The organism is Mucilaginibacter sp. CSA2-8R, from assembly GCF_038806765.1.
GTDB lineage: Bacteria > Bacteroidota > Bacteroidia > Sphingobacteriales > Sphingobacteriaceae > Mucilaginibacter.
The window spans coordinates 1,987,285-2,002,785 of sequence record NZ_CP152389.1; the positions used below are offsets into that span (position 1 = coordinate 1,987,285).

General features: G+C 41.8%; 7 protein-coding genes. 4 read left to right on the forward strand and 3 right to left on the reverse strand.

Translation table 11 applies throughout. The features are described from left to right. Positions 1 to 22: 22 nt before the first annotated feature. The 3 genes from AAGR14_RS08495 to AAGR14_RS08505 all read right to left on the reverse strand — a co-directional run bounded on the left by AAGR14_RS08495 (position 23) and on the right by AAGR14_RS08505 (position 2,898). Positions 23 to 868 carry a transketolase gene (locus tag AAGR14_RS08495; RefSeq protein WP_342648159.1) on the reverse strand — a complete coding sequence of 282 codons (846 nt, stop codon included), beginning with the start codon at positions 866 to 868 and terminating at the stop codon, positions 23 to 25. Positions 869 to 1,047: 179 nt separating this feature from the next. Next, entirely contained in the window at positions 1,048 to 1,713 is a 666-nt protein-coding gene (gene fsa / locus AAGR14_RS08500) for a fructose-6-phosphate aldolase (protein ID WP_342648160.1), read from the reverse strand. A gap of 69 nt (positions 1,714 to 1,782) precedes the next feature. After that, entirely contained in the window at positions 1,783 to 2,898 is a 1,116-nt protein-coding gene (locus tag AAGR14_RS08505; protein WP_342648161.1) for an endo-1,4-beta-xylanase, read from the reverse strand. Between the two features lie 413 nt (positions 2,899 to 3,311). Between AAGR14_RS08505 and AAGR14_RS08510 the strand changes: the two genes are divergently transcribed. From AAGR14_RS08510 to AAGR14_RS08525, 4 genes are all read left to right on the forward strand, one after another. Next, a complete protein-coding gene (locus AAGR14_RS08510) occupies positions 3,312 to 7,433 on the forward strand; it encodes a two-component regulator propeller domain-containing protein (protein WP_342648162.1) in 4,122 nt (1,373 codons plus the stop codon). Positions 7,434 to 8,219: 786 nt separating this feature from the next. Beyond that, the gene (locus tag AAGR14_RS08515; RefSeq protein ID WP_342648163.1) at positions 8,220 to 11,387 is read left to right on the forward strand and encodes a SusC/RagA family TonB-linked outer membrane protein; all 3,168 of its coding nucleotides are present in this window, start codon (positions 8,220 to 8,222) and stop codon (positions 11,385 to 11,387) included. Positions 11,388 to 11,399: 12 nt separating this feature from the next. Continuing rightward, a complete protein-coding gene (locus AAGR14_RS08520) occupies positions 11,400 to 13,343 on the forward strand; it encodes a RagB/SusD family nutrient uptake outer membrane protein (RefSeq protein ID WP_342648164.1) in 1,944 nt (647 codons plus the stop codon). A 262-nt stretch (positions 13,344 to 13,605) separates the two neighbouring features. Continuing rightward, positions 13,606 to 15,492: a sialate O-acetylesterase gene (locus AAGR14_RS08525; RefSeq protein WP_342648165.1), complete on the forward strand. Its 1,887-nt coding sequence runs from the start codon at positions 13,606 to 13,608 to the stop codon at positions 15,490 to 15,492. Positions 15,493 to 15,501 lie beyond the last annotated feature (9 nt).

A 15,501-nucleotide genomic window follows, 5' to 3' on the forward strand; every position in this document is an offset into this window, starting at 1 on the left:
TCCCCCTTCAGGAGGCCGGGGCTTAATAGTCTCCCAGAGTTTCCTCTAACTGGCCTAACGCCTGCTCCAGTTGGGCATCGTTAGGGGCAACGCCGTGCCATTTATGCGAGCCCATCATGAAATCAACGCCTGCACCCATTTCGGTCTGCATTAAAATCATCACCGGTTTGCCCTGGCCACTCAGGCTGATGGCTTTTTGCAAGCCATCTACTACAGCAGCCATATCGTTGCCTTGCATTTCCATTACTTGCCAGCCAAAAGCCTCAAATTTTGCTCTCAGGTCGCCTAAAGAAAGTACTACTTTAGTAGGGCCGTCAATCTGCTGGCCATTCACGTCTACGGTAGCAATCAGGTTGTCTACACGGTTGTGCGGCGCAAACATAGCCGCTTCCCAAATTTGTCCTTCCTGTAATTCACCGTCGCCGTGTAAAGTGAAAACCAACCGATCATCGCCGCTCAGTTTTTTACCTAACGCAGCACCAATTGCTACCGAAAGGCCCTGGCCTAATGAACCAGATGCAATACGTACACCTGGCAATCCTTCGTGCGTAGTTGGGTGACCTTGTAAGCGCGAATCCAGTTTACGGAAGGTAGACATCTCGGCTTTATCAAAATAGCCTGAATGCGCTAAAACAGAGTAAAAAACGGGCGAAATGTGACCGTTAGATAAAAAGAATAAATCCTCGCCTTTACCTTCCATCGAGAAGGAAGGATTGTGTTTCATTATTGAAAAATATAGGGCCACTAAAAAGTCGGTACAGCCCAATGAGCCGCCCGGGTGACCACTCTGGCAGCCATGCACCATGCGCACCACATCGCGGCGCACTTGTGAGGCAATGCCTTTAAGCTCTTGTATGTCTTGTGTCATTGATTGTTAAGTTGTGGATTAGTTGAATGGTTGATTTTTGGGGTAGTTAATTGGGTTAAGTAGTTGAGCAGTTGATGGATTGAGCGGCTTAGTAGTTTATGAGAAAACTTGTTTTGTTTCTCAAAAAAACCACTTAACGAGTCAACCAATCAACTACTTAACCTAATCAATCAAATAACCTATTTACCAGCTTCAGCTGCTTTAGCGTGGTCGGCCAGAAACTGGGCCAGGCCATTGTCGGTTAACGGGTGTTTCAGCAGTGAAAGCATAGCTGATAACGGACCGGTAATTACGTCAGAACCTATTTTAGCACAGTTGATGATGTGCATAGCGTGGCGTACAGAAGCCGCTAAAATTTGCGTTTCGTAGCCGTAGTTGTCATAAATTAAACGGATGTCTTCAATGAGTTGCAGACCGTCAGTTGATATATCATCTAACCTGCCGATAAACGGCGATACGTAAGTAGCACCAGCTTTGGCAGCAAGTAGAGCTTGTCCGGCTGAGAAAACCAGCGTGCAGTTGGTTTTGATGCCTTGTTTAGAAAAATATTTGATGGCTCTTACACCGTCTTTAATCATCGGAACTTTTACTACAATACGCTCATGTAGTTTAGCCAGTTCCAGGCCTTCTTTAATCATTTCGTCGTAGGTAGTGGCAATTACTTCGGCGCTAACATCACCGTCGGTAATTTCGCAAATAGCTTTGTAATGTGCTTTGACGTTCTCTTCACCGGTAATGCCTTCTTTAGCCATCAGTGAGGGGTTGGTGGTTACACCGTCAAGTACACCCAGTTCGTGCGCTTCTTTAATTTGTGCAAGATTCGCCGTGTCAATAAAAAACTTCATTATGTATGTGATTGATTTCTGAATTGATATGCTTTTATAAAATGTATGGTTTCGTTTATGAGTGTAAAGTTAAAATTTTACTACTTCCCAGTAAGCTTTTTTAGGCTGACGCTTTTCATCAAACAACAGAGGAAAATTTTTCCGTCCGCGCACCGGGTATTCATCCAGCCACGAGTACTGATCACTTATATTCCAGAAGGTAACCCCCGTAACTATACCTTTAAAACTTCTGAATATTTTAAAGACCTCTTTATACTTTTCGGCCTGTTTGTTGGCAAGCTCCGGCGTATATTCTCCCTTTTCGCCCTCACGCAAAGCCCGGCGCTCTTTTTCCCAAGGATAAAGAGATACATCCAGTTCCGTTATCTGAACTTTAAGGCCTAAAGATGCAAATTTTTGTATGGTATTACGCAATTCTGTTGCTGAGGGTTCCCACAAAGACCAATGTGCCTGCAAACCAACGGCATGTACCGGAACTTTAGCATCCTTTAACTTTTTAAGCAGGCGGTAAACCCGTTCTGTTTTTTCGGGGCGCTCGGTATTGTAATCATTGTAAAAGAGCACGGCCGATGGGTCGGCCTCGTGAGCGTACTCAAACGCTTTGGCAATAAAATCCTCACCGCATATTTGATACCATAATGAGTTACGCAAAAATTTGGCCGGGTCGTCATCAATGGCTTCATTTACAACATCCCATGCATAGATTTTTCCCTTGTACCGGCCAACCACTGCAAATATGTGGTCGTGCAGGCGCTTCAACAACACCTCTTTCGTTACCCGTTTACCCAAGCTATCTACAAATAACCAAGCGGGTGTTTGCTCGTGCCAGCACAAATTGTGTCCGCGTACTTTTAGGCCATGGTGTTGTGCAAAATTCACAATAGAGTCGGCATCACGCCACATGTATATGTTTTCGCGCGGATGGATGGGGCCCATCTTCATGGCATTTTCAGGTGTCAGACTGGTAAATTGCTGCAAAATCAACTCTGCATCGGCACCTTTTAAATGACGTGGTGCCACGGCAACGCCTACCGGAAAATAGCTGCGATAGTAATCTTTTAATCCTTTAGTAGCCGACTGTGCATGAGCGTAGTTTAAGCTTAAAGCGGATAAAAATGAATATAGCAACATGCTAAAGCGCATGCATGTGAATGCTTTTTTCAGCGTATTTAAACTGCCTGACATGAGTTGAGTGGATTAAATATTTGCAGTGTTGAGCCAAACGTAATTAAGTGAATGGCAAGTATCACCAATCTGTAATATATTTATTATTACAGCAATGATAGGCAATAATTCTTAAATTGCAATCGATTGCAGTGTTAAATAATTGATATTATAATGCAGTTTTTCACTGAGAGTCAATCCAGTCGTGAAAAACGTTTTAGCAAAGTTGGTATCGGTAGATAGCTCGTTTTAGGTCATCAACTTGTTTAAACTACGCCTCAGTTTTGTTATGCATTAGTATATTTGTAAACCAAGTTATAAATTTTTTCGGTGTTATTTTAAAGGTGCCAGATGGCGAGTATGATATGCGTTTCGAGCATATTGTGAGATGCTGCCACACTAAAATACATTAGTCGAAACCAGGAATTATAAAGATGAGAGGAAGTGTGAAAATTTTGCGTGTGCTGCTGTTTTGTGTAATTACAGCAGTTGCTGCGTCGGCTGGTGCTTTGGCACAAACTTCCAACATTCAATTTACTTCACTATCATCTAAAGACGGCCTGTCATCTAACACTGTTCATGCTATTTTAAAAGATAAATACGGCCTTTTATGGTTTGCCACCGATGATGGGTTAAACAAGTTTGATGGAACGCGTTTTAAAACATACCGGCATAATGCAAACGATACCACCAGTCTAGAAACGAATGAGATTGCCGCCTTGTATGAAGATGGTGCAGGCGAGTTATGGGTTGGCGTTGTAGGTGGCTCTTTGCATAAATACGATCGCCAGCATGACTGTTTTAAACGCATTCGCGCCAGGCAAAAAAATAAATCCTACAATCTAATTAATGTTAAGGCTATCGCTTGTGATAAAAGCGGAAAACTTTGGCTGGCTACCTTTGCCGGTTTGCATGTGCTCGATCCTGCTACTTCGCAAATTAACAGATTTGAAGCTGACAAGCAATTGCCGCCTGTGCTTAAGAATGGCATCACTCTAAGCGTCTATCGCGATCACAAAAACAGAATGTGGGTAGGTACAAGAGCTGGCCTGTACCGGTATGATGACGCTTACGGGCATTTTACAAGTTATTTGCATAATGATGCTGATGTTTTGAGTATTGCGGGTAACGCTATCAAAACCATAACACAAGATGCATTCGGTAACTTGTGGTTTGGTACAACCGATGGTTTAAGTATGTTGTCGGCTAACGAGCAAGCTTTCAAAAATTATAAATACTCCTCAAAAAATGCAGAAAATTCTATTAGCAGTAATACCATCTATGCCGTAGCTGCAAAAAGTAAAAACGAGTTGTGGGTAGGTACCGAAAACGGGCTGGACATTATCAACACTTCATCAGGTAATATCAGTCGTTTTGGTCCTGATAATCGCAATAGTTTTAGTTTAACCAGCAAGTCTATCCGGAGTATACTGATTGATAAACAAGGTATTTGTTGGATTGGTACTTACCAGGGCGGGATAAATAAGTACGATCAGAATCTGACATTTTTTAGTCTGAAAAAAAGTAATCCCTTTGATCCTAACGGTCTGAGTGCTCCCTTCGTGACATCGTTTGCCGAGGGTACCAACGGCAATATTTATGTGGGTACGGATGGCGGCGGACTTAATCTGTTTAATCCGCAAACGCGCCTGTTAAATCATGTGCCCATCAAGTCTAAATTGGCTAATGTTACCCCAGGTGTTTCTATATTAACACTCATTAAGGCAAAGAATAACCGTTTATGGATTGGTACGTATCAAAACGGCCTTTTTGGGTATGATATAAAAACGGGTGCTTACCAGCAGTTTATAAAAGATGGTTCAAAAGCCTCATTAAGCAGTAATGATATTTTTTGCCTGATGGAGGATAAGCGGGGAAAGTTATGGATTGGCACCAACGGTGCTGGCGTTAACGTGCTCGATCCGGTAACGGGAATAGTTGACAGTAAATTGCCGGAGGAGATTTTGGGACAGGTACCACGAACTTTACACAATGGCTTTATCCGGGCTTTTGAAGAAGACAAGCACGGGAACATTTGGATAGGCACCAACGGAGGTGGCATTAATATTTATAACCCGGAAACCAAACACTACACCATTTTGCAACGCAGCAATAAAACGTTTCCGAGCGATAAAATTAACACGATATACGAAGACAGGCACGGTGTGCTTTGGATAGGCACTAACGATGAAGGTCTGGTAAGCATTGATGAATCACGTAAGTACCTGCGGATTTTTAATGAAAGAAACGGTTTGCCTAACAATGTTATTTTGAAGGTTATTGAAGACCAAAATGGTAAAATATGGGTAACCACTAATAAAGGTGTAAGTGCTTTGGATGTTGCTAAAAAATCTTTTGTTAGTTATAACTCCTTTAACGGATTACAGAATAATGCCTTTATACAAGGGGCTGCATTTGCAGCCGGTAACGGACAACTTTATTTTGGTGGTGCAGATGGATTTAACTACCTGATGCCGTCTGAGGTAAAAATAAACAAAAATGTGCCGCCTGTTTTGTTTACCAATTTAACTATAAGCGGTAAAACGGTTAGCTCGACAGATAAAAGTCATCTTAATGAAGATATAACAGTAGCCGAAAAGTTTACAGTTGATTATAAACAAAGCTTTGCTTTAAGTTATGTAGCTGTTAATTATACCAGCCCGAAGCAAAATCATTATGCTTACCGGCTTAAAGGCTTTGAAAAAGACTGGATAGATGCCGGTAGCAATACTATGGTTTACTATACTAATCTTAATCCGGGTGAGTATGTTTTTGAAGTAAAGGCTAGTAATAACGACGGCGTTTGGAATAACACAGGTAAATCCATCAAAATTATAGTTAAACCGCCATTTTGGCTTACGTGGTATGCCTATATTATCTACATCGCGTCGGCAATTGGAGTGTTATTATATATCAGGCACCGTGGTATTCTGCAATTGCAGCAAGAGTTTAAACACGAGCAGGAAAAACGCGAGCAAGAACGCCTGCGCGAATTGGACCAAAGTAAAATTAAATTCCTGACCAATTTAAGTCATGAATTTAGAACGCCCATTGCCCTTATTATGGCCCCGGCAGATAAATTGCTTAATCAGCCGGTAGACATACAAACATCTGCACAAGTCAATATCATTAAACGCAATGCACGCCGGTTGCTAAATATGGTGAATCAGCTGCTTGATTTCCGCAAGCTCGAGGAGCAGGAACTAAAGCTTTGTACCGCAGAAGGGGATGTTATAGCATTTTTGAAAGATGTAAGCGAATCGTTTCGGGACCTTTCGGAAAAGAAGAGAATCACTTTTGTATTTAACAGTGGGTTAGAAGGATTGTTGATGCGTTTTGACCATGATAAACTAGAGCGTGTGTTATTTAACTTGCTGTCTAATGCTTTTAAATTTACTCCGGAAGGGGGGAAGGTGATGCTTGCCGTTTATCTGCGCACAGATGCAGAACAAAATCAGCAAGGAAATTTAGTTATTGAAGTTTCCGACACGGGCATAGGTATAGGGGCCAATCAGCAGGCGCAGATATTTGAACGTTTTTTCCAGAGCGATCAGTCTCCGGCAATATTAAATCAAGGCAGCGGTATCGGTTTGTCAATTGTCAGAGAGTTTGTGATTATGCACAGGGGTACGATTAACGTGAAAAGCGAACCCGGTCAAGGCAGTATATTTACGGTTGAACTCCCTTATGATGCTGTAAATCTGCCATTGCAGTCAACACCTGAAAGTTTGACGGAGCAACATGACTTAACTGTTACCGGGATAGAAACTGAATCTGGCGAGCAGCCTTTGCTATTGATTATTGATGATAACGAAGAGTTTAGATTTTATCTTAAAGATCATTTAAAGGCAAACTATCGCATTATTGAGGCTGCCAACGGTAAAGAAGGCTGGCAACAGGCGCTGGCTCATCATCCTGAGCTAATTATTAGTGATATGATGATGCCGTTTATGGATGGTGTAGAGTTAAGCAAGAAATTAAAAGCAGATAAACGTACTTCTCACATCCCGGTAATGCTGTTAACCGCCTCTACTAGTGAACGTGAGCAAATGCAGGGACTAACATCCGGTGTTAATGATTACCTGACTAAGCCGTTTAGCTTTAATATTCTGAATGCAAAAATCAGGAACATGCTGGCCTTTAGCCGGAATTTGAAAAAGGCCTACTCTAAACAACTCAACATAGCATCGCCCGAGGTGGAGATTGAACAAGCAGGCGAACGTTTCATTAAGTCTGTAATAGATTATGTTAAATCAAATCTGAATAATACGCAGTTATCAGTTGAAGATTTGAGCCGTCACGTCGGCATGAGTCGGGGCTCGTTATATAATAAAATTTTAGAAGTGACCGGCCAAACCCCTGTGGAGTTTATAAGAACCATGAAACTAGAACAGGCTGCGCTACTGCTCGAAAAGAGTGATATGAATATAGCCCAGATTGCTTACGCCGTTGGCTTTACGACGCCTAACTACTTTGCAAAGTCGTTCAAATCTAAATACAACATGCTTCCTTCAGAATACCTAAACCTGAAGCGGAAGGCGTTCGAAATTAAATAGAATAAAATATATTCAGCGCTTAGTCTGTTAGCGTGCAACCGTTTTAAGCTTATTTAACATGGACGAGAAATAGAGGAGTCACCTTGTTGTAGAGCAATGTCGTAATCAACAAGATAGAACTAATTACTACTCGTATAGTATGCACCAAATGTAAATTAGGTTGCTTTTGCTTGAACAGGAATGTAATCAGTGGTACTATTTTTCGGTTCATTTGTACTTAAGTAAGAATTTTAAATGATTTAAAGTATTTGCAATATCTTCTACCGGTCTTTAGCAATAATGCATATATCGTTTTAAGTCATTCCCAAAAAAGAAAAATAGGGCGTTTTATAAGCAGTAATATGCATAATAGATGACCCATTTTATCCTCTGTTATTAAACATTTGTGTATATATTTTGTACAAAACTGCTTTCATCAAATAATTTACTCCTATACCTTTACCATTGTCATAACCAATAAACCAATTGTTTTTGCACATTCTGTCCATCTTCGTTTGCACAGAATTTTTTAGACTGATAAGGCATACAAGTAGCGCAAAACGCACTGATAGGGTAAAATGCCCTTTTTTTGTAAAGATCTATGCAATCGATTGTAATAGATACTTTTTACAAAGCTTTAGTGTACTGATCATGAGAAACCGTTGAGAAAAAAAACAAAAATTAATTATAAACCAAGTGAATTTTAAATTTAAACCACCATCTAAAACGCCTCAGAAAATCAATTAACTGTGAATCAAAAACCAGCCTTAAATTAACTATATGAGAATACTTCAACTTTCTAAATTCATGAAAACATATTGGTTAGTCACTGTGCTAACTATGCTTTCTTCTGTGCTCTTTGCACAAACCGTACCCATAAAAGGTAAAATTGTTGACGAAAAAAATGAACCGCTAGTAGGGGCTACTGTAAAAGTTACAGGAGGTACTACTGCCGCTGTGGCAGATGTTAATGGTAATTTTACTTTAAACGCGCCTGCCGGAACCAGCAGCGTTACCGTTTCGTTTGTTGGTTACAACGATTTCGTAAAAAATGTTGCATCCGGAACTCCCAACTTAGGTACTTTAACATTAACCAGAAGTGCAAGTAACCTAAACGATGTTGTTGTTGTTGGTTATGGCACCCTCCGCCGACAGGACGTTACAGGTACAGTTGCTTCAGTTGATGCAAAAACGTTACAGGAAATACCTGCATCCAACTTTGCTGAACAGCTTAAAGGCAGAGTTGCAGGTGTTGATGTAGTAAGCGGTACTAACGGGCCTATAATATCGATTCGTGGTAACCGTACTATCGGTGCTGCACCAGGTGTAGACGGACCACTGATTGTTTTAGACGGACAGCCTTACTATAACTCTATTGAAAACATCAACCCTACTGATATCAAAAGTATCGACGTGTTGAAAGGTGCTTCGGCAACTGCAATTTACGGTTCTCGTGCGTCGGGAGGTGTTTTGTTAATTACTACCAACCGTGGTAGGGTAGGCACAACTGTTACTGCATATGATACTTACGTAGGTGTAAGCAAGCTGCAAGGTAACCTCAGATTGCTTAACGGACAGGAATTCGCCCAGCTACAAAACGATGCATTGCAGGGTGCTGTATTGCAAGGATACTCTAATAACACCCCTTCAAACCCTTACGCACTTACAGCAATCGAAAAGCAAGCACTGGCTGAAGGTGTCAGCACAGATTACGTGAAGCTGCTGGTTAAACCATCAATAATTTGGGACCAAAGTTTACGGGTGTCAAGCGGTACCGAAAGAACTCAGTTTACAATTGGTGGTGGTTACCGTTTAAATACTGCGCTACAACCTAACAACGACAGCAAGCGTATATCGTTGAATGCCACTTTAGACCATAAAATCAACAAGTACCTAAAATTTGGTTTAACCACTTTAACTACTGTGCGTTTGGTAAACAATGGAGGTGGCGATCAACTTTTAACCGCACGCTACATCAGCCCGCTTACTTATCCGTATTTGCCTAACGGTAATCTCAACCCTACGCCTCAGTCGGATCAAATTGATGCTACGTTTTTAAACCCATTGCTTCCAGGTCAAAACCCTGATCAGTATTACGATTATACCCGAGCGTTTATACACAATGACATTGTTTACGGCGAGGTATCACCCGTTGACCACCTTAAGTACCGTTTCACTGTAAATTATAATTTCTCACAGTCTTTACAAGGTCTATACCGCGGTATCAACAATGTGGATATTGTAAATGCAGCACGTACAACGGCCAGTACATTAAATAATTACCAGTATCGGTTATCTCAAGAGCATTTGTTAACTTACGATAATACATTTGCGAATAAGCACCGTGTTAACTTTGTAGCAGTTTTTAGAAATGAAAAGCAGCACAACGAAAACTCAAGAATAGATGGTACAGGCATTCCATTTGATGCCGTTCGCAATTCTAACCTTGGTTTAGCTAATACCATTACCGGTGTAAACGGCAGCTATACTGAGCAAGGCTTGTTATCTTACATTGCTCGTTTAAACTATGCATTTGATAACAAGTATGATTTAACAGCTTCGGTGACAACTGATGGTAACTCGGCATTGGCATCAGGCAACAAATACACCACCTATCCATCTATTGGTTTAGGTTGGGTATTGAGTAATGAAGGCTTTATGAAGCGTTACTCTTTTATAGATAACCTGAAACTACGTGCAGGTTACGGTATAACTTCTACAACAGCCACAATTAACCCATACTCAACTTTAGGGGCATTAAGCTCTTCAAAATATCAGTATGGTGGTGCATCTACCGGTAACGCACAAGGTGTTAGGGTAACAACGCTTACTAACCCAACATTAACCTGGCAAAGAACACATGAGTACAACCTTGCCTTAGATTTTGGTGTACTTAAAAATAGGATTACCGGTTCGGTAGAGGTGTACAAGCAACGTACTACAGGCATTATATTACCGAATCAATTACCTGTTACTAACGGTGCTAGCTCTCAAACCTCAAATTTGGGTACATCATCAAACAAAGGTTTAGAGATTACTTTAAGCAGCATAAATATCCAGAATTTGGGTGGCTTTACTTGGTCAACCGACTACAATATGTCGTTTAGCCGCGAGCGCATTGAAGAATTACCAAACGGTGCTCAATTTAATATTGGTGCCGGCCAATTCGTTGGTCAGCCATTGAGCGTCATTTACGACGTTAGAAAAATTGGTATCTGGCAATTAGGCGATTCTCCGGGTATCGATAACACAAAACCTCAAACCAGCGGTGCGGTTTACCAACCGGTAAGAGGTCAGGCCGGGACTTTACAGTACCCGGGTCAAATTCGCGTTCAAGACTTAAATGGTGACGGTAAAATCGACGCTAACGATAACCAGATCATCGGTAACTTCCAGCCAAAATACCAGTTCGGTATGACCAACCGTTTTGCTTACAAAAACTTTGACTTAAGCATTGTAATCCAAGGCAGAATGAAGTTTACGACTGTAGTACCTTATGTGTCTTCGGCTAACTCTGCATACGTCGGCTGGCAATATCTTAACTTAGGACGTCATAATCAGCCTTATATTGATTACTGGACGCCTACCAACCCTACTAATGCATTTCCAATGCCAAACGCGCAAATTCAGGGTAACTATTACTCAACCCTGCAATATTATGATGGATCGTTCATCCGTGCAAAAAGCATAAACATAGGTTACAATTTGCCTGCTAATATTACTCGCCATTTAGGTATGAGCTCACTAAGGGTTTATGCTAACGTGACTAATCCGTTCATTATTTATGCACCAATCATGAATCATAGTTTCTCAGTAACAGATCCGGAATCGGTTTATAACCAGCAGGTTATAAATTCATCTACCAGTGGTAACATAGGCGGACAAGATGGTAACTTCAATAACTACCGAGGCTTAGCTATTAGTCCTGGTATCACCACACGCGATTTCATTTTTGGTATCAATGCCCGTTTCTAAAATTTAACAGACATGAAAATTCTAAATAAAGCAAGTATAATTATAGCAACTGCAGCCGTTTTATCGTCTGCTACCAGTTGCAAAAAGATATTAGAAGAGCAGCCAAGAGCACAATTATACCCTGAGTACTTCACTACGGCAGGTGGTGTACAGGCTGCTGTAACAGGAGTCTACAACGATTTAAGAGGAGCCTTTTCGGGCGAAGGTTTAGTTTTTTATTATAACGGTACCGACGAAAATATTCCGGGAGGAAGTGCTGGTACAGTACCTCCACTGTTTAATTCATTTAATGGCATAAACTCGTCAAACGGTCCGGATATTACCGGACTGTATGTAGACATCAATACACTAAATGGAGTATTTCAGTATGCAACAGCAATTACTGATGCTACGGCACGTACACAGTTTGTTGCCCAAGCAAAGTTTCTGCGAGCCTTCATGTATTTCTATTTAGTACAAACCTATGGCGGAACAACAGCTACGCAAAAAAGCGGTATTCCATTACATACGACCTACATTACTACAGCTAGTACTGCCGATGCACCTGCTCCTCTTGCTGACATATATGCGTTTATCATAAAGGATTTAACAGAAGCTGCAGCAGAACTTCCGAACACAGTAAGTACTACGAGTCCATTTTCGGCAGGTGGTGTTGGCAAAACGGCTACTGCTGCCGTAGCAAACGCTTATCTTGCGAAGGTTTATTTAACGCGTGGTTATAGCGAGGTAAAACAAGCTGGTGATTTTCAAAAAGCTGCTGATTTAACTGCTGCACTAATCGCCAATAAAGGCACCTATGGCCTTGATTTATGGCAGGATTATATGGACGTACATAAGCCGGCTAATGACTATGGCAAAGAAAACATGTTTGCAATTGATTTTGGTGGGGCATCAGATCCGCAATATACAGGTTACACACTTCAGGGTTCAGGTGGTTATGGTTTAAATCAGCTTTATGTACTAGCCCGTATGAATTATGTAGGCCCAGGAATTGATAATATTGCTGGTATTGACGGAGTTCCTCAAAGGCTTACAACTAAATCAGGTATGTTCCGCGATGTTTATAACGGCCGTCCATACGTACGTTTGGCCCCTAACGTGCGCTATACTATGAACGTGGCCTTTGCCAATCAGGTAAGTGACAGCCGCTACGATGCTACCTTCCAAACATTCTGGATTTGTAACACCAACGTTGCTGCCGGTACAAAAAGCGACGGTACGTTGAAAGATAAATTAATACCTACATCTAATCCATCAACAAGTGCTTATATAAAGCCGATAGACGGTGATACAGCGATTTTAATGCCAAGCGCAGATGTTACCATGGCTCGTCGTGATGCTTTTAAAGGTTTAATCGTTACTCCTAAACAATTTAACAACGTTATCTTCCCTACAGTGAAGAAATTTGATGATCCAAAACGTAATGCAACCGGTGACTTTTCAAGCCGTCCTATTACATTAATGCGCTTTTCTGAAGTTTATCTGATGAATGCCGAAGCTAATTACATGCTTGGTAACACCAGTACCGCTGCAGATATGTTAAATATCATCAGACGCCGTGCAGCTTACCGTACACCGGATGATGCGCAAAACGTTGCAAAGAATGCTATTTCGGTAACAGCATCAACTATGGCAAGTGTAAATGCTGCAAACGTGGCGGCTATGGCGTTAAATTCTGCTCAGTTAGCTCAATTAGCAATACCAAACAATACCAGCAACACTGCATCGCTTTGTGGTATGGACTTGATTTTAGATGAGTATACCCGTGAGTTTTACGGTGATCCGCGCCGCTGGTACGACTTGGTAAGAACACAGCAATTGGTACGCAGAAATAAAATGTACAATACCAACGGTGGTCCGAATGTTCAGGATTATCACACACGTTGGCCAATTCCACAAAACTTGATTAACAACGTTTTGTCGGGCCCTAAATATCCTCAAAATAACGGATATTAATATTTGACTTATAGAAAGGGCTATGCACTGCATAGCCCTTTCTGTGTTTAAACGCTTGCTGCTACATATACTTTGTTTAACTCTTTATTGCTATAGCTCAAACTTGTTAAAAAATATGACGAGTTTACATGTTGCCGGTTTATGCTGGTATAGTAATTAACGCTACCGCAATACCGTTTTCTGCTTCTCGATATTTATGAAATATGTTAAAATAATACCTTTCTTATGTTCTGCTGTACTAGCGCTTTCGGCATCTGCTCAAGTGAGATTACCACAACTGGTAAGCGACGGCATGGTATTGCAGCGCGACCAAAAAATTAACATTTGGGGTTGGGCTTCGCCCGGCGAAAAACTGAAGGTTAATTTTAAAGGCAAAACTTATAAAGCCACTACGGGGGCGGACGGTAAGTGGATGCTGCAAATGCCTGCAATAGAAGCAGGCGGCCCTTATAGCATGACCATTAATGCCAGTAATCACGTCCAACTCAAAGACATCCTGGTTGGCGATGTGTGGTTTTGTGCAGGCCAGTCAAACATGGTTACGCCTATGGAAAGGGTTAAAGAACGGTACCCCGACGAAATTGCTAATGCAAATTATCCGCAGATACGTAATTTCTTTGTGCCAACAGCTTCTGACGTTATTAAAGAACATAATGACTTGCCGCCCGGCAAATGGATGCCAGCTACACCGGTTAACGTTATGAACTTTGGTGCGGTCAGTTATTTTATGGCCAAACAGTTGCATCTAAAATATCATGTGCCTATAGGTATCATCAACTCCAGTGTGGGTGGTACTCCCATACAGGCTTGGATTAGTAAAGATGGGTATCGCGAACTGCCTGCCTACACCAATCGTTTAAAGCAGTTTTCGGATAGTGCTTTTGTTAATAAAATTAACAGGCCCGTTCAGCCGCGGCCTGCGGCCTCCGCTCCGTTTGTACAGCAGGATAAAGGTTTAGCCGAACCGGTAAAATGGTTTGATAACGCCTATGTTCCAGATGGATGGCACAAATTCTGGTTGCCTGGTTATTGGGCTGATCAGGGCGTAAGGGGACTTAACGGCGTAATTTGGTTCCGGAAAGAAGTAGATGTACCAGCCTCAATGGCTGGTAAAGCGGCCAAGCTTTTTGCAGGGCGTATCATAGATGCCGACGAAACCTATGTAAATGGCGTGAAAGTGGGTAACATCACCTATCAGTATCCGCCGCGCCGTTACGAAGTACCCGCCGGTTTACTTAAGGCCGGAAAAAATACAATTGTAGTACGTATAACCAACACCTTTGGTAAAGGTGGTTTTGTGCCCGATAAGCGTTATGAACTAACTGATGGCGCTACAACCATTGATTTACGTGGTGACTGGTTGTATAAAGTGGGACAGGTGTTTAAACCGCTTAGGCGCAGTATGGGCGACATCGAAAGCGGATTTGCATTTTCTGCTCAAAACGAGCCGACGGGGTTATATAACACTATGGTTAAACCTGCTGTCGATTATGGCGTTAAGGGCTTTGTTTGGTACCAAGGCGAATCAAACGCCGGCAATGCCAAAGAATATAACTCATTGTTGCGTGCGTTAATCAGCGATTGGCGAACCCAGTGGCACAATGCTGCTTTGCCATTTATTGTTATACAATTACCTAATTACGGCGATACAGAATATTCGCCGGTAGAAAGCCAATGGGCTGAACTGCGTGATGGTCAGCTTAAGGTTTTGGATATTCCTAAAACCGCCTTAGCAGTAACTATTGATCTGGGCGAATGGAATGATATACATCCGTTAAATAAAAAAGATGTGGGCGACCGGGTAGCCTTAGCTGCCGAAAAACTGGCTTATGGCAATACTAAGTTGGTGAGTTCAGGTCCGCTTTATCAATCGGCCAGCATTGCAGGCAACAAAATCATCGTTTCGTTTACTAACACTGGTTCAGGCTTAATGGCAAAAGGAGGTAAGCTTGCCCGCTTTGCCATTGCAGGTGCCGATAAACAATTTGTTTGGGCCGATGCACAAATTGAGGGGGATAAGGTGTCGGTTTCAAGCCCTGAAGTTGCCGAACCTAAATACGTGCGTTATGCCTGGGCAGATAATCCGGAAGGAGCCAATCTGTATAACAAAGAAGGCTTACCTGCTTCTCCTTTCCGTACCGATAAGTAGTTGCTTTAA